The sequence below is a fragment of the Microbacterium sp. TW_SC_2 genome (genome assembly GCF_055361165.1).
This window is the reverse complement of sequence record NZ_CM143952.1, coordinates 1,236,439-1,256,501: the sequence shown is the minus strand read 5'-3', so window position 1 is coordinate 1,256,501 and position 20,063 is coordinate 1,236,439. Positions and strand designations below refer to the sequence as shown.

Below are 20,063 nucleotides of genomic sequence, written 5' to 3'. Positions count from 1 at the left end.
CGGCGCGGGCTCAGCCGAGCGAGACACCGATCGCGGTCGCGACGATCGCGAGCAGCGGCAGGGTGCCCTGCATCGTCGCCGCGCGAGCCTTGCTGCGGTCGGACAGGATGAGCACGAGCGCCGCGGCGAGCATCATCCCGCAGCCGGCGAAGACCAGCGTGAGTCCGACCGTCGCCGACCCGACGATCGTGAGACCGACGCCGAGCAGCGCCGTGAGCGCGAGGAACAGATTGTAGAAGCCCTGGTTGAAGGCGAGCGACTTCATGGTCACGGCGTCCGCCTCGGTCGCGACACCGAAGATCTTGCGGGTCTCGGGCTCGGTCCACCTCAGCGACTCGAGCGCGAAGATGAACACGTGGAAGGCGGCAGCAGCCGCGGCGAGGACCAGACCGACGATGAGCATGGGCTGATTCTCCCGCGCCGCACCGGCGCACGGCAAACGGCGCACCCTGCGGCGCGTCCGCCGGACCACCGGCCGCGACCTAGACCAGGAAGATCGGCAGCAGCCCGGGGTTGTGCGCGTGCACCAGCACCGCGAACACCACGGCGTCGAACAGCAGATGCACGGTGACGACATACGCCAGCGAATGCGTGCGGAGGAAGATGAACCCCTGCAGCAGAGCGAACGGGATGGTCAGCAGCGGCCCCCACTCGCGGTACCCCAGCTCCCACAGGAACGACACGAAGACGATCGACTGGAGCACGTTCGCGAGGGCGTCGGGGAAATGCCGCCGCAGCAGCGCGAACACGGTGCAGATGAAGAACAGCTCATCCCAGATGCCGACCGCGCCGACGCCGACGAACAGGCGCGCGATCAGGTCGGGAGTGTCGACGACCGGCCAGTTCTGGTAGACGCCGCTGGTGATGAAGTAGAAGGGCAGGATCAGCCAGCCGAGCACCAGCACGGCGATCAGCCAGCCCCACTGCAGGCGTCCCCACCGCTTGCCGGTGCGCCAGGGGAAGCTGATCGCGCGGTCGCGGTACACGTAGCGCGAGACCAGGTAGGGCACGGCGACCGCGCCCCCGAGGGCCAGGGTGAAGCGCAGCATCGCGAGATTGTCGAGCTCCGCCGCCAGCGGGATCACACTCACGATCAGCAGTCCGAGAGCGATCAGGGACAGGTCTCGGGTGAGCGATGGACCGGATCCGGTCACTCTGCCCCGCTCGATGAACCAGGAGACGGCGATCCCGAGCGCCAGCAGCAGCCACCCCAGCCACGGGATCTCGAGCACGAAGAAGGCGGGGGCCGCGGCGCACACGAGCACGGCCGGCGCGATCCCGGGCACGACGGTCGGGCGCTGCGCGACCTCGTTCATGCGCGCTCCCGGCGTCGATAGACGAGGTCGCGGATGTCGCGCCCCTTCGCGAGACCTTTGCGTTCGAACGCCGTCATCACGCGACCGTCGAACCGCTCGGCCCACTCCCCCTCGAACGCTCGCTCGAACAGGGGCTCGGCGTCGAGGACGGTGCGCATCTGCAGCGCGTAGTCCTCCCAGTCGGTCGCGAGGCGCAGCAGTCCGCCGTCGGCGAGCGCCCGGGCGGCGTTGTCGGCGAATCCGGTGCGCACCAGGCGGCGCTTGGTGTGCTTGTGCTTGTGCCAGGGGTCGGGGAAGAAGATCCAGGCCTCGCTCACAGCGGCTTCCGGCAGGTAGGAGGACAGCACCTCGGGTGCGTTGGCCTCGATCACGCGGAGATTCCGCACGCCCTCGCGGTCGGCGTCGAGCATGGTCCGCGCAAGACCCGCCCGGTACACCTCGACGGCGAGGAAGTCGGTGTCGGGACGGGCGGCGGCCGCGGCGACGACCGCGTGCCCCTGACCCGAGCCGATCTCGACGATCAGCCCGGCCGCACGACCGAATTCGGCGGCGACGTCGAACCGCGCGTCGGTGTGCACCGACGTCGCCGCATCGCCGCGTGGCACATCGAGCAGGTAGAACGGGGCGAGTTCCGTGAAGGCGCGCTCCTGCGCCTCCGACATCCGGCCGCTGCGGCGCACGAAGGACACCGGCTCATCACGGAACGTGCGGGGTTCAGGCATGATTCCAGGGTAGTCGGCGCGGGCGCACCGCCTGTGCGTCGAGCTCGGAGCGGATGCCGCTCAGCCGGCGGGTGCCGTGACGAAGTCGATGAGCTCCTCCACCCGCCCGAGCAGCGCCGGTTCCAGGTCTCGGTAGGTGTGCACCTTGCTGAGGATGTGCTGCCACGCCCGCCCCGTGTCCGCCTGCGTCTCGTGCGGCCACCCGAAAGCACGACAGATGCCCGTCTTCCAGTCGGTGCCGCGCGGGATCTCGGGCCACGCGGTGATGCCGAGCGCCCGCGGGGTCACGCACTGCCACACGTCGACGAACGGATGCCCCACGATGCGCACATGGCGACCGTGCGGGCCCCGGGAGACGGCATCCGCCACCCGCGACTCCTTCGAGCCCGGCACGAGGTGATCGACGAGGACGCCGTATCGCCGCGTCGCGCTGGGCGGCTCGGCCGCGAGCAGCTCGTCGAGCAGATCGACACCCTGCAGGAATTCGACGACCACGCCTTCGACCCGGAGATCGGCGCCCCACACCTTCTCGACGAGTTCGGCATCATGCTTGCCCTCCACGAGGATGCGGCTCGGCAGCGCGACGCGCGCGCGCTGATCACCGGCGACGAACGACCCCGATGCGGTCCGACGCGTGCCCTGCGGAGCCGCTGCCGGGACCACGAGACGGACGGGGGCGCCGTCGATCAGGAAGCCGCCGCCCAGGGGGAACAGCCGGCGGCGGCCGAGGCGGTCCTCGAGCTCGACCGTGCCGCCCTGCACGCGGGTCACGGCTCCGCAGAATCCGTCGTCCGCCACCTCCACGACGAGATCGGGGGTGGCGGGTACCTGCGGTACCGGCTTCGCGGCGCGCTCGCGCCATCCTGCGGCCAGCACATCGGATCCGTACCTGTCGTCCATGCCTTCCAGCGTATGCGCCTCCGCTCAGGGCGAACGGCGATAGGGCCTGAGTGCTGTCGCGTGTCGGGGGTGTGTGAATAGACTCGGGACATGGTGCACCGCGGTCAGCCGGCAGGAACGATCAGGACCCGATGGCTGGCGCTGGCCGCTGTGGTCGCGGCCACTTTCACGGGGATGCTCGGCGCCGCCTCCGCATCCGCCACCGACCCGATCACGCTCGATTCCGGATACGTCACGGATGATGCCGGCGTGCTGAGCGCTGCCCAGGAAGACGCCGTCGAATCGCGGTTGCAGACCCTGAGCGAGAACTCCTCCGCGGACCTCTTCGTGGTGCTGGTCGATGACTTCACCTCTCCGTCCGACAGCGTCGGATGGGCCGACACCGTCGCGGACGGCAACAACCTCGGCCCCGATCAGTATCTGCTGGCCATCGCCGTCGAGGGCCGCAGCTACTACATCTCCGCCGCCGCGGACGGCCCGCTCAGCGACGCCACGCTCGACGGCGTGGAGGACAAGATCCAGTCTCTGGCGAGCCAGGAGGACTGGGAGGGCGCCATCGTTCTGGCCGCCGACGAGATCCAGGGGGACGGCGGCGCGGGAGCACTGCGCGTCTTCCTCGTGATCCTGGCGATCGTCGGCGTCGCGCTCCTTCTGTGGCTCATCATCGCGCTCGGACGCCGGAGCCGCCGCCGGGCGGCGATCCGCGAACGCGGCGCCATGCCCGAGACTCCCGACCCGGCCGACCCGTTCTCGACGCTCACGGACGACCAGGTGGAGACGCAGGCCGGCCTCGCCCTGGTGCAGGCCGACGACGCGATCACCTCCAGCCGCGAAGAGCTCGGCTTCGCCGTGGCGCAGTTCGGGGATGCGGCGACGGCGGAGTTCACGCATGCCGTGGATGCGGCGAAGGTGAAGATGTCCGAGGCGTTCGATCTCAAGCAGAAGCTCGACGACGAGATCGAGGACACGATCCATGATCGCCGCGCCTGGCACATCCACATCATCCGGATCGCCGAGGAGATCGACGACCTGCTCGACGAGAACACCGAGGCCTTCGACGCCCTCCGATCCCTCGAGCAGAACGCTCCGGAGGCACTCGAGCGGGTGCGCACCGAGCGCGAGGCGCTCCAGACCGCTCTCGCGGACGCGGCTCCGGCGCTGTCGTCGCTTCGCACGACCTATGACGCGGCCGCGCTCAGCACGGTGACCGACAACCCGGCGCAGGCGCAGGAGCGCGCGGCGCTCGCCGACCGCTCGATCGACACCGCGGCCCGGGCCATCACGGCCGGCGAGACAGGCGAGGCCGCATTCGCCATCCGCACGGCCGAACAGGCGGTCGCGCAGGGTGTTCAGCTCGTGAACGCGATCGCCGCCCTCGGCGAGGACCTCGCGTCGATCGAGGCACAGGCCCGCAGCCTGATCGCAGATCTTGAAGGCGACGTGGCGGCGGCACAGCAGCTTCCGGACTCCGAGGGGACCATCGCGGCCGCGGTGGCTGCGACCACTCGGGAGCTCCAGCACGCACAGGCCGATCTGGGCAGCACGGCACGCAATCCGCAGCGCGCGTTCGACGCGCTCTCCGCCGCGAACACGCAGATCGACGCGGCCCTCGCCCAGGGGCGGCAGAGCGTCGAGCGCGAACGCCGGGCGCAGCAGATGCTCGAGCAGACCCTGGCACAGGCGGGCGCCGAGATCCGTTCCGCGCGGGAATTCATCGAGACCCGGCGCGGCACGGTCGGATCGACCGCACGCACCCGCCTCTCGCAGGCCGACGCGAGCCTCACGCAGGCGCTGAACCTGCGGGCGACGTCATCCGAGCAGGCTCTGTCGGAGGCCACCCGTGCGCTCGACCTCGCGCGGCAGGCGACGGCCTCAGCCTCCGCAGACGTCTCCGCCTACAGCAACGGCTCCGGCGGCGGCTGGGGAGGCGGCGGCTTCGGCGGCGGAGGCTCCGGCAGCGGAATCGGCGGCGACATCATCGGCGGCATCATCGGCGGCCTCCTCTCCGGAGGCGGCGGGTCCTCCTCGCGCAGCAGCAGTTGGCGATCGGGCGGGAGCAGCGGCTTCCGCAGTTCCGGGTTCGGCGGCGGCGGGCGCTCCAGCAGCGGGCGATCCGGCGGCGGGCGATCCGGCGGCAGCCGCAGCGGCCGCTCGGGAGGTCGACGCTTCTGAACCTCATAGACAAGTACGGCATGCTTCGACACAGTCCCTCTGAAAGGAACCACGAATGACCAAGCAGTCCATCTTCGGGCGAATCTCCACCCTCGTCCGGGCGAACATCAACTCACTTCTGGACTCTGCGGAAGACCCGCAGAAGATGATCGACCAGCTCGTTCGCGACTACACCAACAGCATCGCCGACGCCGAGTCCGCCATCGCCGAGACGATCGGCAATCTGCGTCTGCTCGAGCGCGACCACGAGGAAGACGTCCAGTCGGCCACCGAATGGGGCAACAAGGCTCTCGCCGCCAGCCGCAAGGCCGATGAGATGCGCGCCTCCGGCAACGCGGCGGACGCCGACAAGTTCGACAGCCTCGCCAAGATCGCTCTGCAGCGTCAGATCAGTGCGGAGCGCGAGGCCACCGGCGCGGAGCCGCAGATCGCGTCGCAGACCGAGATCGTCGACAAGCTCAAGAGCGGCCTCAACGGCATGAAGGACAAGCTGGGCGAGCTCAAGAACAAGCGCAGCGAACTCCTCGCCCGCGCCAAGGTCGCCGAGGCGCAGACCAAGGTGCAGGATGCCGTGGGCTCGATCAACGTGCTCGACCCCACCAGCGAGCTGGGGCGTTTCGAGGACAAGGTCCGCCGCCAGGAGGCGCTCGCGCAGGGCAAGATGGAGCTCGCCGCGTCGAGCCTCGACGCCCAGTTCGAGAGCCTGGAAGACCTGGGGGAGCTGACCGAGGTCGAGGCTCGCCTCGCGGAGCTCAAGGCCGGCGGCACGGCGCCGCGCACCGCGATCGAAGGCTCGTAACACTCGCAGCGGATGCCTCGGACACTCGTGTTCGAGGCATCCGCTCTTCGCTTCGGAGGTTCTCATGACGCGATTCCTCGTCGTTCCCCAGTGGCAGGGCTCTCCCTCCGCCCGCGCCATGCTGCTCGTCGACGGAGCATCCGCGATCGCGGGTGACCTGCCGCGTGCTTCGACCACCGTGCTCGATGTGCCGGTCGAGGCGGGCGAATCCCTCGGAACGGGCGTGCGGCGGCTCAGCGCTCTCCTGCGCACCCACGAGCTCGTGCGCGAGCATCTCGTCGAGACCACCGTCGTGATCGGAGGCGACTGCAGCGTGACGGTCGCCGCCCTCGACGCGTTGCCCGGCGGCACCGACGATCTCGCCGTCGTCTGGTGCGATGCGCACGCCGACCTCCACTCGCCCGACTCCTCGCCATCCGGTGCCTTCTCCGGCATGGCACTGCGCGCGGTCCTCGGCGAGGGCGAGGAGCAGCTCGCGCTCTCCCCCGGCGTTGCGCGTGACCGCGTCATCACGGTCGGGATGCGCAACCTCGACGACGAGGAGGTCGACCAGCTGGCCTCGCTCACGGCTCTCTCGGCGACGGACATGGACCGCGTCGATGCCCTGGTCGAGGCTGTGCGCACCACCGGCGCCGCCCGGGTGTGGGTGCACATCGACGTCGACGTGCTCGATCCCGCGGAGTTCGCCGGAGTGTCCTCCTCTGTCCCGTTCGGAGTCTCACCCGCATCCCTGAGTGCCGCCATCCGCCGGTTGCGGGAAGAAGTGCCGCTCGCAGGGGCGACCATCGCGGGCTTCGCACCGCGCTCGCCCGTCGACGCGGTCGACGATCTCGGCGCGATCCTGCGTCTGATCGGCGCGGTCGCATGACCGCGGACTGGCGCGAGGCCGCCGACATCGCCCTCGCCCGGGGGCGACGTGCGGATCGTCGCATCCCCTCGTTCCTGCTGCGCTCGCCGATCAGCCGCCTCGGCTACGCGTGGGGCACGGCCGTGGGCTGGATCTGGGGATCGCTGTGGAGCACCGGCCGGGTCGAGCGACGGGGCGGCCTCTGGGTCTTCCGCGGCCTCCCGGAGTGGGCGTTCAACCGGGGCGGCGTCTGCGTCGGTGGATGTTTCCTGACGGGGAACACTCGCCCGACGGATGCCGTGCTGCGCCACGAGGCCGTGCACAAGGCGCAGTGGCTGCGCTACGGCATCCTGCTCCCCGTGCTCTACCTGTGGGCAGGACGCGACCCGTTGCGCAATCGCTTCGAGATCGAAGCGGGTCTGGAAGACGGCAACTACGTGCGACGGTCCCGCTAGAGGACCTCAGCGCCGGGCAGGCGCGCGGATCAGCGGTCGGCGGGAAGCAGGCCGAAGCGCTCCGGAGCGTGGATCCTCGCCGGTTCCACCTCGAGCGCGGAGGTCAGGTGGTCGACGATGTCAGCGGTGCCGAGGTATCCCCCGAGCAGGGTGACGTGCGTCTCGAACTCGTCGTCGCAGAGCATCTCGTCTGCCCACGCGCAGGTGGCGCGGGCGAGTGCCTCACCCGGAACGCACGTGCGTCCGGTTCCCGGCGCTCCGGATCGCTTCTCGCGGGCGAGCCAGGTCACCGTCATCCGCCCAGGGGCGTCGATCATGCCGATGTCCGACACCGACGGCACCTCGATGAAGATGCGGCCCGAGGCGCAGAGCGGCAGCGTGGCCAGGAAGGTCTCGAGCTCCAGCAGGGAACGCTCGTCGGCCGTCACCAGGTGGTGCGCACGACGACGGGCGGCACGGCGCGCGGCGCGCGTGCTGCGGGTGTCGAAGGTCGTTTCCATGGTGAGACCATCGTACACCAAGTGAAGGCTTGCCTAACCTTCGTCGTCGACCTCGACGAGGGCCGTGTGCAGGGCCGCCAGTTCCGCCTCGGTGAGGCCGTTCGCGCTCAGATAGCCGGCCGCCGACCCCCAGCGCTCATCGATGCTCTCGAGCAGGCGACGCATCACGGGCGCCGGCGACTGGGTGGCGAGGGCGACCGCATGAAGCGCCTCGGGATGCCGCGCCCGCAGGTACGCCGTGATCTGGCGTGAACGCTCGGGGGGCAGCTGCGACTCGGTGAGCGCGTAGTCGGCGATCACCGCCTCCCGCTCCGCCCCCACGGCGGACAGCGCCAGAGCCACGGTCACCCCCGTGCGATCCTTGCCCACCGTGCAGTGCACGAGCGTCGGCTCCCCCGCGGCGATGATCCGCACCGCCTCGACAAGACGCTCGCCACTCTCCTCAAGCAGGTGCAAGTACAGCTCGTCGAGACTGGTGTCGGACTCGAAGAACGAGCGCACCGACCCCAGGAACAGCGGCAGGTGGGTGGTGTCCGGTCCGATGATCTCCGACGGCTCGGCCGCGACCTCCTCCCCGTCGCGCAGATCGATGATCCGCCGCACCCGCCCGCGCAGCTCGGCAGCGCCCGTGGCACTCGCGCCCGAGAGGTGGCCGGAGCGCAGCAGCACGCCGGTGCGGATGCGCCCCCGGGGTGTCGGGATGCCGCCGACATCCCGGACGTTGTGGATGCCGCCGAGATCGAGGACCGTCATGCCGGGGACTGCGCGGCGCGAGGCGGCACGGGGTAGCGACCGGCGATCACGATCCGGTTGAAGGCATTGATCGACACGCACGCCCAGCTGAGCGCCGCGTATTCCTTCTCGGTGAAGACGCTCCCGACGGTGTCGTAGACCTCATCCGAGACACCCTCCTCGGAGATGAAGGTGAAGGCCTCCGCGAGTTCGAGCGCCGCGCGCTCCCGTTCGCTGAACACGCCGCTCTCGCGCCACGTGGTGATCTGGGTGAGGGTGTCGATGTCCACGCCGGCGGCGAGCGCGCGGTCGATGTGGATGCGCACGCAGAACGCGCACCCGTTGAGCTGCGAGCAGTGGATCATGACGAGCTCTTTGAGGCGGTCGTCGATTCCGTTGTCGGCGCAGATCGTCCCGACGGTGCGGGAGAAGGCATCCAGCGCCTGGTAGGCCGCCGGCTCCGTCTTGGACAGGTGCACGCGCTTCTCGGTCATGCCCCCATGATATTCCGGTCCGGCTCGCCGTCGCGCCGGCACCTCAACGCGCGGGAAATGCAGAATGCACACGGAAAAGCGTCTGTGACTGGCATTTTCGCAAGGCAATGCGGCTTACATCCATGCAGAATGCTCCGGCATTTCTCGCTGACCGCGTGTCGGGAGCAGAATGTGTGGGTGGTGATCGACATCTCTGAGTTCAGCTATCTTCCCGCACAGGCCGAGGCGCTGGGCGTCGCGGTACCGGAAGTGGAGCGCCTCACCCTCCCCCTGCCGGACGGCAGGACGATCAGCGGCCTGCGCTTCGGCACAGAGTCCCCCCGGATCACCCTGCTGCACGGCGCCGGGATCAATGCGCACACCTGGGACACCACGGCGCTCGCTCTCGGTCGTCCGCTGCTCGCCCTCGACCTCGCCGGCCACGGCGACTCGTCGTGGCGTGAGGATCGCGACTACACCCCGCGCACGCTTGCCACCGACGTCGCCGCCGCTCTCGACGCGTGGACCGACGGCGCGCAGGTGATCGTCGGCCAGTCGCTGGGCGGGCTCACCGGTGCCGCGCTCGCGGCATCGCGTCCCGACCTCGTCAGCGAACTGCTCATCGTCGACATCACCCCGGGAATCGACATCTCGGCGGGCCCGGCTGCCCTGCGCGCGTTCTACGCGGGGCCCACGGACTTCGCCACTCGCGATGAGCTCGTCGACCGCGCGATCGCCCTCGGCTTCGGGGGCACCCGGCCCGACACCGAACGCGGTGTGTTCCTCAACACCCGGGTGCGTCCGGACGGTCGCATCGAGTGGAAGCACCACTTCGCCCATCTCGCCGCACAGGCGCTGTCGGCCCACGACCGGGGGACGGAGGCGGCGCCCTCCGCGCTCCACGAGACCGGCTGGGACGACCTCGCGGGCGTGCAGGCTCCGATCACACTGATCCGTGCCGCGCGCGGATTCGTCGCGCAGGCCGACGTGGATGAGTTCCAGCGCCGCGTCCCCGCCGCCGGGGCGACCACGATCGATGCCACCCACAACGTGCAGGAGACCGCCCCGCGAGAGCTCGCCGCACTCATCGCCTCGTCCTCCGTGCTCTCCGCATTGTGACGTTCCGTTCCACCCCCCGCCCGACCCCCGTTCCCTGATCCCTAGGCTCGACCCACCGGCACACAGCACCTGCCGCACCGAGAGGAAATGTCCATGTTCCGACGCCCCCGCCGTCTCGCGCTGATCTCAGTGCTCGCGGCCACCGCCGTGGTCCTCAGCGCCTGCTCCGGCGCCCCGGAGCCGGAGGCGACCACCACCGGCGCCCCCGATCCGGACGCGACGCTCACCGTCGGGCTCGTGCTCGAGCCGACCAACCTCGACATCCGGCGCACCAGCGGCGCGGCCCTCGAGCAGATCCTGATCGACAACATCTACGAGGGGCTGGTGACCCGCACTCAGGAGAACGAGATCGAGGGACGCCTGGCGTCCGACCACACCGTGTCGGAGGACGGCCTCACCTACACCTTCACCCTCGCCGAGGGCATCGTGTTCCACGACGGCACGCCCCTGACCTCGGCGGATGTCGTCTCCTCGTACGAGACGGTGCGGACGGACGAGACCGTGCAGGGCAACGCGGAGTTCGCCGCCGTCGCCTCGATCGCCGCTCCCGATGCGAGCACGGTCGAGATCACTCTCTCGGAACCCGACCAGAACTTCCTGTTCGCCCTGACCGGTCCGGCCGGGCTCGTGTTCAAGAGCGGTGACACCACCGACCTGAAGACGGCGGAGAACGGCACCGGGCCCTTCACGCTGACCAGGTGGAGCAAGGGCAGCACGATCACCTTCGCGCGCAACGACGCCTACTGGGGCGAGCCGGCCGGGGTGGCGTCCGTCGAGTTCCAGTACATCCCCGACTTCACCGCCGGTGTGAACGCGGCTCTCGCCGGAGACGTGCAGGTGCTCACGGCGGTCGATCCCAACCTCGCCTCTCAGCTCGAGGACTCGGGCGACTTCACCCTGACCACCGGCCGCACCACCGACAAGGCGACGCTGGCGTTCAACAACGCGAAAGCGCCGCTCGACGACGTCCGGGTGCGCGAGGCCTTGCGTCTCGCGATCGATCACGATGCCCTGGTCGAGGCCGTCGGTGCCGGCACCCCCCTGTACGGGCCGATCCCCGAGCTCGACCCCGGCTACGAGGACCTCTCCGACGTGATCTCCTACGATCCGGAGAAGGCCAAGGAGCTGCTCGCCGAGGCCGGCCAGGAGGATCTCGAGCTGACCCTCACGATTCCCACCTTCTACGGCACCACCGTGCCGAAGGTGCTCATCTCGGACTTCGCCGAGGTCGGCGTGACCCTCGACGTGGACTCGGTCGAGTTCCCCGCCTGGCTCGAGGACGTCTACACCAACAAGGACTACGACCTCAGCTTCGTGCTGCACGTCGAGCCGCGCGACTTCGGCAACTTCGCGAACCCGGACTACTACTTCGGCTACGACAACGCCGAGGTGCAGGACCTCTACACCCGCGCGCAGGCCGAGGTGGACCCCGAGAAGTCCGCCGAACTGCTCGCGCAGGCCGCGCGCATCGTCTCCGAGGATCACGCCGCCGACTGGCTGTACAACGGCGAGACCATCACCGCGGTGAGCCCGCTCGTGTCGGGCTTCCCGGAGGACTCGATCAACTCCCGCATCAACCTGGCGGGCGTCGCGGTCGCGGCCGAGTAGACGACAGCACACGCCTCCGTGTTCCGCTACGTGCTCGTCCGAGGAGCCCTGCTCATCACAGGGCTCCTCGTCTCGAGCGCGCTCATCTTCCTCACCCTCCGGGTCTTCCCCGGGGACGTGGCGCAGCTGATCGCGGGCACCCAGGCCTCCCCCTCCGAAGTCGACGCTCTCCGCGAATCGCTCGGACTCAACCGTCCGCTCCTCACGCAGTACACGGATTGGATCGGCGGACTCTTCCGCGGCGACCTCGGCACCTCGCTGCTGTCGGGGGCGTCCGTCGGAGAGGAACTCGCCCTCAAAGCTCAGGTCACGGTCCCGCTCGGCATCATGGCGCTCGTGATCGCCGTCCTGATCGCCGTGCCCTTCGGCATCCTGGCGGCGCTCCTGCGCGGTCGCCGCGGCGGCACCGCGCTCAGCGTCGGCGCTCAGGCGCTCGCGGCGGTACCGGTGGTCTGGGCGGGCATGATGCTGATCGTGGTGTTCTCGGTCTGGCTCGGCTGGCTTCCGCCGCAGGGTTTCCCGCGCACCGGGTGGTCGACACCCGGGGAGGCGATCCAGGCGCTTCTGCTGCCCGCACTCACGATCGGCATCGTGGAGGGCGCCATGCTGATGCGCTTCGTGCGCAGCGCCACGCTCCAGGCCGCTGGCCAGGACTTCGTGCGCACGGCCGCAGCCAAGGGCCTCACGCGCACGCGCGCCCTGATCCAGCACGGCATCCCGGCCGTCGGGCTGTCGATCATCACGGTGCTCGGCCTGCAGATCGCCGGGATCATCGTCGGCTCCGTCGTGATCGAGCAGCTCTTCACGCTGCCGGGGATCGGGCGGATGCTCGTGACCGACGTCGGCACGCGCGATCTCATCAAGGTGCAGAGCGAGCTGCTCGTGCTCACCGGCTTCGTGCTCGTGATCGGATTCCTCGTCGACCTGCTGCACCGCACGATCGACCCCCGACAGCGGGAGGCCGCATGACTCCGCGCTGGCTCTCCCGACTCTGGGCGACGAGCACCGGACGCTTCGGACTGATCACGGTCACCGTGATCGCGCTGACGGCGGTCGTGTCGCTCTTCTGGACACCCTTCAATCCGCAGACCTCCGACATCGGCGACCGCTGGCTGCCGCCGGGCTGGCCGCATGTGCTGGGCACCGACGACACCGGGCGCGACATCCTGAGCCTGATCATGGCAGGAGCGCGCACGACCGTCTTCGTGAGCGTCGGCGCCGGGCTCGTGGCCACGCTCGTCGGCATCAGCCTCGCCGCGCTCGGTGCGCTCACCTCGCGCTGGGTGCGCGAGACGGTCGCCGTCCTGGTCGACATCCTGATCGCGTTCCCGGTGCTCCTGATCGCCATGATGATCTCCGCCGTCTGGGGCGGTTCCCTCTGGGTCGTCATCTGGTCGGTCGGCATCGGCTTCGGCGTCAACATCGCCCGCGTGACGCGGCCGGAACTGCGCCGAGTGCAGCGGAGCGACTTCGTCCTCGCCGCGACCGCCTCCGGGCTCACCCCGAGGCAGAATCTGGTGCATCATCTGCTGCCCAACGTCGCGCCCGTGTTCATCGTGCAGCTGTCGTGGTCGATGGCCGTCGCGGTTCTCGCCGAGGCGGGGCTGTCGTACCTCGGATTCGGCGCTTCTGTCGTGGAACCCAGCTGGGGCGTCCTGCTGGCCGACCTGCAGCGGTACATCGGCGTGCATCCGCTGTCGGTGATCTGGCCCGGACTCGCGATCACGCTCACCGTGCTGGCGCTGAACCTGCTCGGTGACGGCCTCCGCGAGGCGACCGACCCGACGCTGCGCCATCGCGCGGCCGAGGTCCACACCCCGGCGGTGGTCGCATGACGCTCGAAGTCCGGGATCTGGTCGTCGAGATCGACGGCCGCGCTGTGGTGGACGGCGTCTCTTTCGACGTCGCCGACGGCTCCCGCCTCGGTCTGATCGGCGAATCCGGTTCCGGCAAGTCGCTCACCGCGCTCGCCGTGCTCGGACTCCTCCCCGAGGGGGCGGCCGCCCGCGGCAGCATCCGCTGGAACGGCGTCGAGCTGATCGACATGCCCGACCGGGAGCTGGCGAAGCTCCGCGGCGATGACATCGGGATCGTGTTCCAGGAACCGCGCACCGCGCTCAACCCGATCCGGACCGTCGGCCGTCAGATCGCGGAATCGATCCGCATCCACGAGGGGATCGGGCGCCGCGAAGCCCGGATTCGCGCCGTCGCCGAAGCGGCCCGCGTGCGCCTGCCGGATCCCGAGTCGATCGTCGACCGGTACCCGCATCAGCTCTCCGGAGGCCAGCGGCAGCGCGTCGCGATCGCCATGGCCCTCGCGTGCCGACCGCGTCTGCTCATCGCCGATGAGCCGACCACCGCGCTCGACGTCACGATCCAAGCCGAGATCCTCGCCCTGCTGCTCTCCCTCGTCGCCGACGAGGGGATGTCCCTGGTGTTCATCACGCACGATCTCGCGGTGCTGTCGCAGGTCGCCACCGAGGGGGTCGTCCTGGAGCACGGCCACGTCGTGGAGTCGGCCTCCGTGCAGACGCTGCTGACGTCGCCGACGTCGCCGATCACCCAGGGGCTCCTGCGTGATGCGACGGCCACGCTGTGGCGGCCGGACGGGGGTGCGTCATGAGCCTGATCCGAGCGCGCGGACTGCGTCGCGACTTCGTCGTCCCGAAGAAGTCCGCCTTCGAGCGCACCCGCATGCAGACGGCCCTCGCCGAGACCGATCTCGACGTCGTCGAGGGCTCCTCGGTGGGCATCATCGGCGAATCTGGGTCCGGCAAGTCGACGCTGATCCGCCTGCTTCTCGGGCTCGATCACCCCACGGCGGGCACGGTCGAGATCGACGGCCGCCCGGTCGACGCCGCGGCATCCGCGCGGTCGCTGCACTGGCTGCGCCGCGAGACCGGCCTGGTCTTCCAAGACCCCTACGCCTCACTCGATCCGCGTCTGACCGCCGCGCAGATCATCGGCGAGCCACTCTGGGCACTCGGCATCGACGGCGATCACGACGAGCGGATCCGCCGCGTCCTCGTGCAGGTCGGCCTCGACCCCGACGTGTCGACGCGCTATCCCCACGAGTTCTCCGGTGGCCAGCGCCAGCGCATCGCGATCGCCCGGGCGATCGTGCACGGCCCCCGCGTCCTCGTCGGCGACGAACCGCTCTCGGCGCTCGATGTCACCGTCCGCGCGCAGATCCTCGCCCTGCTCATCGAGCTGCGCGAGACCACCGCGCTGACCCTGGTGCTGGTGTCGCACGACATCGGCGTGGTGCAGAACCTCTGCGACACCGTGATCGTCATGAAGGACGGCGTGATCGTCGAACGCGGCGCGACGGATGACGTGCTGCTCCACCCGCAGCACGCCTACACCAGGAAGCTGCTGTCGGCGATCCCGGTGATCCCGTCCGGCGACCGCTAGGTCCCCGGCATCGTGAGCGGCGTCAGCGCGATCGCACCGACGGCAGCAGACGCCAGCGCCGCCCCGACGGACGCAGGGCACGCTTCATGTAGACGGTGCCGAGCTCGCGTCCGAACTTGACGCCGACGCGTCCCATGCGCCCCGCTTCCACGAATCCGAGCTTGGCGTGCAGCCGGATCGACGCCTCGGCGCCGTCGTCGCTGATGACGGCGACCATCTCCCGGATGCCGAGGTTCTCGCAGGCCTCGATCAGCGCCTGCAGCAGCACGGCGCCGAGACCCTTGCCTCCCGCGCCGGGGCCGAGGTAGATCGAGTCCTCGACCGTGTAGCGGTACGCGTTCTTGCCCGCCCACGGCTGCGCGATCGCGTAGCCCAGCAACACCCCCGACGGCGACACCGCGACGAGGAACGGCAGCCCGAGCCGGGTCTGCAGGGCGAACTTCTCCCGCCAGTACGGAATGCTGCTCCGTCGCTCGTCGAGCGTGACCGCCGAGTTGCTCACGAAGTGGTTGTAGATCTCGCGGATATACGGCAGGTCCGCCGCCCGCGCAGGGCGGATCGAGTACGCGAAGGTGTCGGGCGGCTCGGCGGGACGCAGGTGACGCGGCAGTACGCGGCGACGGTCCCCCGGTTCGAACTGCATGCGCTCAGCTTAGAGAGCCGGGGCCCTCTCCCTCCACCCGCCAGTCGACGGGATCCGCACCCTGCTGCTCCAGCAGCGCATTCGCGCGGGAGAACGGACGTGAGCCGAAGAATCCGCGGCGCGCGGACAGGGGTGACGGATGCGCCGACGCGATCGACGGCGTCTCTCCGAGGAGCGGCTGCAGATTCGCGGCGTCCTTCCCCCACAGGATCGCCACGAGCGCCTGGTCGCGGGCGACGAGCGCGCGGATCGCGAGCTCGGTGACCTTCTCCCAGCCCCACCCGCGGTGGGATGCCGCGGCACCGGGCTGCACGGTGAGCACCCTGTTGAGCAGCAGCACGCCCTGGTCGCTCCAGGCCGTCAGGTCACCGTGCGGCGCGGGCGGGATGCCGAGGTCGCTCTCGCGCTCCTTGTAGATGTTCGAGAGGCTCCGGGGCAGAGGGCGCACATGGCGCTCGACGGCGAAGGAGAGACCGATCGGATGCCCGGGGGTCGGATACGGGTCCTGCCCCGTGATCAGCACCTTGACCTCGGACAGCGGGCGCTGGAACGCCCGCAGCACCCGCTCGCCGTCGGGGAGATATCCGCGTCCTGCGGCCTGCTCGCCTCGGAGCCTTTCCCCGAGAGCGCTGATCTCGTCCTGTACCGGCGCGAGAGCCTCGGCCCAGCCGCTGTCGATCCGCCCGTCCTCGGCGAGCTCGGCGAGGGTGCGTGCCATGGTCAGTCGGTCGGCCGCACGCGCAGCGGACCCCGTGCCAACAGGTGCTGTGCGGACTGTGCCACCGGACGCATCGTGATCTGGTCGAGGTTCACGTGGGCCGGTGACTCGAGCGCGTAGGCGATCACGTCGGCCACGTCGCCGGCGAGGAGCGGCGCTTCGACGCCGGAGTACACCGCCTCGGCCGCGACGCTGTCGCCGCCCAACCGGTTCAGGGTGAACTCCTCGGTGTGCACCATGCCGGGGGCGACCTCGACCACACGGATCGGCTCCCCGTTGAGTTCCTGGCGCAGCACCTTCACGAGCATCGCTTCCGCCGCCTTCGCGGCGTTGTAGCCCGCACCTCCCGCGTAGGCCGTCTGTGCGGCGGTGGAGGTGACGAAGACCGTGTCGGCATACCCGCCCTCCGCTGCCGCACGGCGCAGCAGCGGGAGCAGTCCTGCCACCAGCCGCTGCGTCGCCAACACGTTCGCGTCGAACATCCACTGCCAGTCGTCGATCGAGGCATCCTCGACGCGGTCGGTGCCGCGGGCGCCGCCGGCCACCTGCACGAGGGCATGCACCGGACCGGACTTCTCGAGTTCGACGACCAGGGCGTCGACCGCGGCACCGTCGGTCAGGTCGCAGGCGATCGCAGACGCGCCGGTCTCCTCGGCGAGCGCCGTCAACCGGTCCTCCCGCCGCGCGACGCCGACGACGTCCCATCCACGCGAGCGGAGCTCGCGCACCGTCGCGGCGCCGATACCCGAGCTTGCTCCTGTCACCACTGCACGTCTGTTCACCATGCCTCCACCGTACGATGTCCGCGGGTCTTTCGGCGGCTCCCACTGTTACGTCACATGTCCCGGCCGTTGTTGACAGATACCGATATTCCGTACTCTCGCTGAAACGGCATCCGCCACCCGATCGTCCACTCCGTTCCAGGGGGAACACATGTCCGCATCCGAGACCTGGCGTTTCGAGACCAAGCAGATCCACTCGGGCGCAGCTCCCGACCCGGTGACGAAGGCCCGCGCCACGCCGATCTACCAGACCACCTCCTATGTCTTCGACAGCGCCGACCACGCCGCGAACCTCTTCGCGCTGGCCGAGTTCGGCAACATCTACACGCGCATCCAGAATCCGACGCAGGATGTCCTGGAGCAGCGCCTCGCCGCCCTCGAAGGCGGAACCGGCGCCCTCGTCCTCTCCAGCGGACAGGCCGCGTCGACGTTCGCCGTGCTGAACATCGCACAGGCCGGCGACCACATCGTGTCGTCGAGCTCGATCTACGGCGGCACGTACAACCTCTTCAAGTACACGCTCGCCAAGCTCGGCATCGAGGTCACGTTCGTCGAGAACCAGGACGACGCCGAGGAGTGGCGCCGCGCGGTCCGGCCGAACACCAAGCTCTTCTTCGCCGAGACGATCGGCAACCCGCAGATCAACGTCCTCGACATCCGCGCCGTCGCCGATGCCGCGCACGAGAGCGGCGTGCCGCTCATCGTCGACAACACGATCGCGACGCCCTATCTGATCCGTCCGTTCGAGCACGGCGCCGACATCGTCGTCCACTCCGTCACCAAGTTCCTCGGCGGCCACGGCACCACGATCGGCGGCGTCATCATCGACGGCGGCACCTTCGAGTGGTCGAAGAACGTCGAGCGCTTCCCCGGGCTCACGGAACCGGACCCCTCCTACCACGGCGCCAGCTACACGGCCGCCGTGGGCGACCCGCTCGCGTACATCATCAAGGCCCGCGTGCAGTTGCTGCGCGACCTGGGATCCGCCATCGCGCCGCAGAGCGCCTGGAACCTCATCCAGGGCGTCGAGACGCTGTCGCTGCGCATCGAGCGCCACGTGCAGAACGCGCAGGAGATCGCTGAGTGGCTCGACAACCGCGACGACGTCGCGACGGTCAACTACTCCGGCCTCCCCTCCTCGCCCTGGTACGCCAAGGCGAACCAGTACGCCCCGCGGGGCGTCGGCGCTGTCCTGTCGTTCGAGCTGAAGGGCGGTGTCGAGGCAGGGCGCGAGTTCGTCAACAGCCTGTCTCTGTTCAGCCACCTCGCCAACATCGGCGACGTGCGCTCGCTCGTGATCCACCCCGCGTCCACCACCCACGCGCAGTTGACGCCCGAGCAGCAGCTGACCGCGGGCGTGACCCCGGGTCTCGTGCGTCTCTCGGTGGGCATCGAGAACGTCGACGACCTGAAGGCCGATCTCGACCAGGCTCTCGCCGCCGCACGTCGCGTCTCGGAGGCCGCTCGCGCCTGAGCCTCACCCGAGCGTCGACGATGCCCCGGACCCGTGTGGTCCGGGGCATCGTCGCGTTCACGGGACGCCGTGATCCGCGGAGCCGACATCCGGCGTCATCCGCTGACATCCGGGCGCCACGGAAGGCCGCCGCACCGTAACCTGCCGCGCTCCGGTCCCCGACCAGGCGACAATGGAGACATGGACTGGCAGACGACCTCGGAGGACACGGTACCGTCGGCGCCCGTGACCGAGGCCGACGTCCGGCTGCTGCGCGCGCGACCTCCCGCCACAGGAGCCTGGCGCGACGGAGACCCGATCGGCGGGCGCGCGTTCGCCGGCTTCGGCCCGTTCCGCACCGAGAGCGGCACCGAGCTCCCCGGTATCCGCCTCGCCTACGAGACCTGGGGCGAGCTCAATGCCGCGCGAGACAACGCGGTACTGGTCCTGCACGCCCTGACCGGCGACAGTCATGTGCGCGGCCCGGCCGGAGCCGGGCATCCGACCGCCGGCTGGTGGGAGGACCTCCTCGGGCCCGGTGCTCCGCTCGACACGGAACGCTGGTTCGTGATCGCGCCGAACATGCTCGGCGGATGCCAGGGTTCGACAGGGCCGGCGAGCGTCGCGCCCGACGGCTACGAGTGGGCCTCCCGGTTCCCCTACCTGACGATCCGCGATCAGGTGGCGTCGCAGGTGCTCCTCGCCGACGCTCTCGGGATCGCCCGATGGGCCGGGGTGATCGGCGGATCGATGGGCGGGATGCACGCCCTCGAATGGGCGATCACCCACCCCGAGCGCGTCGAGCGCCTGGCCGTGCTCTCCTCTCCCCCGGTCACGACGGCCGACCAGATCGCCCTCAACACGGTGCAGCTCGAGACGATCCGGATGGATCCCCGTTTCCAGGGCGGCGAGTACTACGACCTCGCCGACGGCGAAGGCCCCCACCGCGGGCTCGCGCTCGCACGCCGAATGGCGCTGCTGAACTACCGCAGCCCGATCGAGCTGAATCAGCGCTTCCAGCGCTCCTGGCAGTCCGACGTCTCGCCCCTGGGCCACGGCGGCCGGTTCGCCGTCGAGTCGTATCTCGACTTCCACGGCAACAAGTTCACCCGGCGCTTCGACGCGAACAGCTACATCACCCTGGTCGAAGCCATGAACTCGCACGATGTCGGGCGGGATCGCGGTGGCGTGGAAGACGCCCTGCAGCGCGTCTCGGCGACCACGCTCGTGCTCGGGATCGACACCGACCGCCTCTTCCCGGTCGACGGACAGCACCGCATCGCCCGCAGCATCCCGCAGACGCTCGACGGCAACGACGCCGTCGTGCTCACGAGCGACTTCGGCCACGACGGCTTCCTGATCGAAGGCGAAGCGGTCGGCCTCCATCTGCGGCGTCTGTTCGACAGCTGA

At 69.8% G+C, this 20,063-nt stretch carries 22 protein-coding genes; 12 read left to right on the top strand and 10 right to left on the bottom strand.

All coding sequences use genetic code 11. The features are described from left to right. Positions 1 to 10 precede the first annotated feature (10 nt). The 4 genes from ACWA14_RS05830 to ACWA14_RS05815 all read right to left on the bottom strand — a co-directional run bounded on the left by ACWA14_RS05830 (position 11) and on the right by ACWA14_RS05815 (position 2,938). Positions 11 to 403: a DUF1304 domain-containing protein gene (locus ACWA14_RS05830; protein ID WP_463796672.1), complete on the bottom strand. Its 393-nt coding sequence runs from the start codon at positions 401 to 403 to the stop codon at positions 11 to 13. A gap of 79 nt (positions 404 to 482) precedes the next feature. Beyond that, positions 483 to 1,316: a CPBP family intramembrane glutamic endopeptidase gene (locus tag ACWA14_RS05825; protein ID WP_463796670.1), complete on the bottom strand. Its 834-nt coding sequence runs from the start codon at positions 1,314 to 1,316 to the stop codon at positions 483 to 485. Further along, positions 1,313 to 2,038 (bottom strand): tRNA (guanosine(46)-N7)-methyltransferase TrmB, encoded by a 726-nt coding sequence (gene trmB / locus ACWA14_RS05820; RefSeq protein ID WP_463796668.1) that lies wholly within the window; start codon positions 2,036 to 2,038, stop codon positions 1,313 to 1,315. The genes ACWA14_RS05825 and trmB overlap by 4 nt, the downstream gene beginning before the upstream one ends. 60 nt (positions 2,039 to 2,098) lie before the next feature. Continuing rightward, positions 2,099 to 2,938 (bottom strand): DUF3097 domain-containing protein, encoded by an 840-nt coding sequence (locus ACWA14_RS05815; protein WP_463796665.1) that lies wholly within the window; start codon positions 2,936 to 2,938, stop codon positions 2,099 to 2,101. Positions 2,939 to 3,028: 90 nt separating this feature from the next. Between ACWA14_RS05815 and ACWA14_RS05810 the strand changes: the two genes are divergently transcribed. The 4 genes from ACWA14_RS05810 (at position 3,029) to ACWA14_RS05795 (ending at position 7,211) form a co-directional block, all read left to right on the top strand. Beyond that, on the top strand, positions 3,029 to 5,110 hold the full coding sequence (locus tag ACWA14_RS05810; RefSeq protein WP_463796662.1) for a TPM domain-containing protein: 2,082 nt from the start codon (positions 3,029 to 3,031) through the stop codon (positions 5,108 to 5,110). Between the two features lie 55 nt (positions 5,111 to 5,165). Beyond that, positions 5,166 to 5,909, top strand: coding sequence for a PspA/IM30 family protein (locus tag ACWA14_RS05805; RefSeq protein WP_463796660.1), 744 nt, complete (start codon positions 5,166 to 5,168; stop codon positions 5,907 to 5,909). A gap of 64 nt (positions 5,910 to 5,973) precedes the next feature. Continuing rightward, positions 5,974 to 6,777 carry an arginase family protein gene (locus tag ACWA14_RS05800; RefSeq protein WP_463796659.1) on the top strand — a complete coding sequence of 268 codons (804 nt, stop codon included), beginning with the start codon at positions 5,974 to 5,976 and terminating at the stop codon, positions 6,775 to 6,777. Then, positions 6,774 to 7,211, top strand: a complete 438-nt coding sequence (locus ACWA14_RS05795) for a Fe-S oxidoreductase (RefSeq protein WP_463796657.1) — start codon at positions 6,774 to 6,776, stop codon at positions 7,209 to 7,211. Before ACWA14_RS05800 ends, ACWA14_RS05795 begins: the two co-directional genes overlap by 4 nt. Before the next feature lie 29 nt (positions 7,212 to 7,240). Here the strand turns inward: ACWA14_RS05795 and ACWA14_RS05790 are convergent, their stop codons facing one another. Genes ACWA14_RS05790 through ACWA14_RS05780 form a run of 3 tightly spaced genes read right to left on the bottom strand, consistent with a single transcriptional unit; the run spans position 7,241 to position 8,937 of the window. Beyond that, entirely contained in the window at positions 7,241 to 7,711 is a 471-nt protein-coding gene (locus ACWA14_RS05790) for an SIP domain-containing protein (RefSeq protein WP_463796655.1), read from the bottom strand. Between the two features lie 33 nt (positions 7,712 to 7,744). Beyond that, complete coding sequence (locus ACWA14_RS05785; RefSeq protein ID WP_463796653.1) at positions 7,745 to 8,464, bottom strand: tyrosine-protein phosphatase; 720 nt, start codon at positions 8,462 to 8,464, stop codon at positions 7,745 to 7,747. After that, positions 8,461 to 8,937 carry a carboxymuconolactone decarboxylase family protein gene (locus ACWA14_RS05780; RefSeq protein ID WP_463796651.1) on the bottom strand — a complete coding sequence of 159 codons (477 nt, stop codon included), beginning with the start codon at positions 8,935 to 8,937 and terminating at the stop codon, positions 8,461 to 8,463. Before ACWA14_RS05780 ends, ACWA14_RS05785 begins: the two co-directional genes overlap by 4 nt. Before the next feature lie 180 nt (positions 8,938 to 9,117). On the opposite strand from ACWA14_RS05780, the gene ACWA14_RS05775 reads away from it, so the two are divergent. From ACWA14_RS05775 to ACWA14_RS05750, 6 genes are all read left to right on the top strand, one after another. Then, positions 9,118 to 10,035: an alpha/beta fold hydrolase gene (locus ACWA14_RS05775; RefSeq protein ID WP_463797380.1), complete on the top strand. Its 918-nt coding sequence runs from the start codon at positions 9,118 to 9,120 to the stop codon at positions 10,033 to 10,035. A 93-nt stretch (positions 10,036 to 10,128) separates the two neighbouring features. Next, positions 10,129 to 11,643, top strand: a complete 1,515-nt coding sequence (locus ACWA14_RS05770; RefSeq protein ID WP_463796650.1) for an ABC transporter substrate-binding protein — start codon at positions 10,129 to 10,131, stop codon at positions 11,641 to 11,643. Between the two features lie 18 nt (positions 11,644 to 11,661). Next, positions 11,662 to 12,612, top strand: a complete 951-nt coding sequence (locus ACWA14_RS05765) for an ABC transporter permease (RefSeq protein ID WP_463796648.1) — start codon at positions 11,662 to 11,664, stop codon at positions 12,610 to 12,612. Beyond that, positions 12,609 to 13,478, top strand: coding sequence for an ABC transporter permease (locus ACWA14_RS05760; protein ID WP_463796645.1), 870 nt, complete (start codon positions 12,609 to 12,611; stop codon positions 13,476 to 13,478). The genes ACWA14_RS05765 and ACWA14_RS05760 overlap by 4 nt, the downstream gene beginning before the upstream one ends. Next, positions 13,475 to 14,266 carry an ATP-binding cassette domain-containing protein gene (locus ACWA14_RS05755; protein WP_463796644.1) on the top strand — a complete coding sequence of 264 codons (792 nt, stop codon included), beginning with the start codon at positions 13,475 to 13,477 and terminating at the stop codon, positions 14,264 to 14,266. Before ACWA14_RS05760 ends, ACWA14_RS05755 begins: the two co-directional genes overlap by 4 nt. Further along, positions 14,263 to 15,057: an ABC transporter ATP-binding protein gene (locus ACWA14_RS05750; RefSeq protein ID WP_463796643.1), complete on the top strand. Its 795-nt coding sequence runs from the start codon at positions 14,263 to 14,265 to the stop codon at positions 15,055 to 15,057. The genes ACWA14_RS05755 and ACWA14_RS05750 overlap by 4 nt, the downstream gene beginning before the upstream one ends. Before the next feature lie 22 nt (positions 15,058 to 15,079). Here the strand turns inward: ACWA14_RS05750 and ACWA14_RS05745 are convergent, their stop codons facing one another. From ACWA14_RS05745 to ACWA14_RS05735, 3 genes are read right to left on the bottom strand one after another with little or no spacing between them, the layout of a single operon-like run. Then, on the bottom strand, positions 15,080 to 15,700 hold the full coding sequence (locus tag ACWA14_RS05745) for an N-acetyltransferase family protein (RefSeq protein WP_463796641.1): 621 nt from the start codon (positions 15,698 to 15,700) through the stop codon (positions 15,080 to 15,082). A gap of 4 nt (positions 15,701 to 15,704) precedes the next feature. Next, entirely contained in the window at positions 15,705 to 16,418 is a 714-nt protein-coding gene (locus ACWA14_RS05740) for a uracil-DNA glycosylase (RefSeq protein ID WP_463796639.1), read from the bottom strand. Positions 16,419 to 16,420: 2 nt separating this feature from the next. Beyond that, positions 16,421 to 17,203: an SDR family oxidoreductase gene (locus tag ACWA14_RS05735; RefSeq protein WP_463796637.1), complete on the bottom strand. Its 783-nt coding sequence runs from the start codon at positions 17,201 to 17,203 to the stop codon at positions 16,421 to 16,423. Between the two features lie 148 nt (positions 17,204 to 17,351). On the opposite strand from ACWA14_RS05735, the gene ACWA14_RS05730 reads away from it, so the two are divergent. Then, complete coding sequence (locus tag ACWA14_RS05730) at positions 17,352 to 18,674, top strand: bifunctional o-acetylhomoserine/o-acetylserine sulfhydrylase (RefSeq protein ID WP_463796635.1); 1,323 nt, start codon at positions 17,352 to 17,354, stop codon at positions 18,672 to 18,674. A gap of 180 nt (positions 18,675 to 18,854) precedes the next feature. Continuing rightward, positions 18,855 to 20,063 (top strand): homoserine O-acetyltransferase MetX, encoded by a 1,209-nt coding sequence (metX, locus tag ACWA14_RS05725; RefSeq protein WP_463796633.1) that lies wholly within the window; start codon positions 18,855 to 18,857, stop codon positions 20,061 to 20,063.

What these genes read in the sequence shown, in the direction of transcription:
- ACWA14_RS05830 (WP_463796672.1), bottom strand. Translation starts at nt 403, where the DNA reads ATGCTCATCGTCGGTCTGGTCCTCGCCGCGGCTGCTGCCGCCTTCCAC.
- ACWA14_RS05825 (WP_463796670.1), bottom strand. Translation starts at nt 1,316, where the DNA reads ATGAACGAGGTCGCGCAGCGCCCGACCGTCGTGCCCGGGATCGCGCCG.
- trmB (WP_463796668.1), bottom strand. Translation starts at nt 2,038, where the DNA reads ATGCCTGAACCCCGCACGTTCCGTGATGAGCCGGTGTCCTTCGTGCGC.
- ACWA14_RS05815 (WP_463796665.1), bottom strand. Translation starts at nt 2,938, where the DNA reads ATGGACGACAGGTACGGATCCGATGTGCTGGCCGCAGGATGGCGCGAG.
- ACWA14_RS05810 (WP_463796662.1), top strand. Translation starts at nt 3,029, where the DNA reads ATGGTGCACCGCGGTCAGCCGGCAGGAACGATCAGGACCCGATGGCTG.
- ACWA14_RS05805 (WP_463796660.1), top strand. Translation starts at nt 5,166, where the DNA reads ATGACCAAGCAGTCCATCTTCGGGCGAATCTCCACCCTCGTCCGGGCG.
- ACWA14_RS05800 (WP_463796659.1), top strand. Translation starts at nt 5,974, where the DNA reads ATGACGCGATTCCTCGTCGTTCCCCAGTGGCAGGGCTCTCCCTCCGCC.
- ACWA14_RS05795 (WP_463796657.1), top strand. Translation starts at nt 6,774, where the DNA reads ATGACCGCGGACTGGCGCGAGGCCGCCGACATCGCCCTCGCCCGGGGG.
- ACWA14_RS05790 (WP_463796655.1), bottom strand. Translation starts at nt 7,711, where the DNA reads ATGGAAACGACCTTCGACACCCGCAGCACGCGCGCCGCGCGCCGTGCC.
- ACWA14_RS05785 (WP_463796653.1), bottom strand. Translation starts at nt 8,464, where the DNA reads ATGACGGTCCTCGATCTCGGCGGCATCCACAACGTCCGGGATGTCGGC.
- ACWA14_RS05780 (WP_463796651.1), bottom strand. Translation starts at nt 8,937, where the DNA reads ATGACCGAGAAGCGCGTGCACCTGTCCAAGACGGAGCCGGCGGCCTAC.
- ACWA14_RS05770 (WP_463796650.1), top strand. Translation starts at nt 10,129, where the DNA reads ATGTTCCGACGCCCCCGCCGTCTCGCGCTGATCTCAGTGCTCGCGGCC.
- ACWA14_RS05760 (WP_463796645.1), top strand. Translation starts at nt 12,609, where the DNA reads ATGACTCCGCGCTGGCTCTCCCGACTCTGGGCGACGAGCACCGGACGC.
- ACWA14_RS05755 (WP_463796644.1), top strand. Translation starts at nt 13,475, where the DNA reads ATGACGCTCGAAGTCCGGGATCTGGTCGTCGAGATCGACGGCCGCGCT.
- ACWA14_RS05750 (WP_463796643.1), top strand. Translation starts at nt 14,263, where the DNA reads ATGAGCCTGATCCGAGCGCGCGGACTGCGTCGCGACTTCGTCGTCCCG.
- ACWA14_RS05745 (WP_463796641.1), bottom strand. Translation starts at nt 15,700, where the DNA reads ATGCAGTTCGAACCGGGGGACCGTCGCCGCGTACTGCCGCGTCACCTG.
- ACWA14_RS05740 (WP_463796639.1), bottom strand. Translation starts at nt 16,418, where the DNA reads ATGGCACGCACCCTCGCCGAGCTCGCCGAGGACGGGCGGATCGACAGC.
- ACWA14_RS05735 (WP_463796637.1), bottom strand. Translation starts at nt 17,203, where the DNA reads ATGGTGAACAGACGTGCAGTGGTGACAGGAGCAAGCTCGGGTATCGGC.
- ACWA14_RS05730 (WP_463796635.1), top strand. Translation starts at nt 17,352, where the DNA reads ATGTCCGCATCCGAGACCTGGCGTTTCGAGACCAAGCAGATCCACTCG.
- metX (WP_463796633.1), top strand. Translation starts at nt 18,855, where the DNA reads ATGGACTGGCAGACGACCTCGGAGGACACGGTACCGTCGGCGCCCGTG.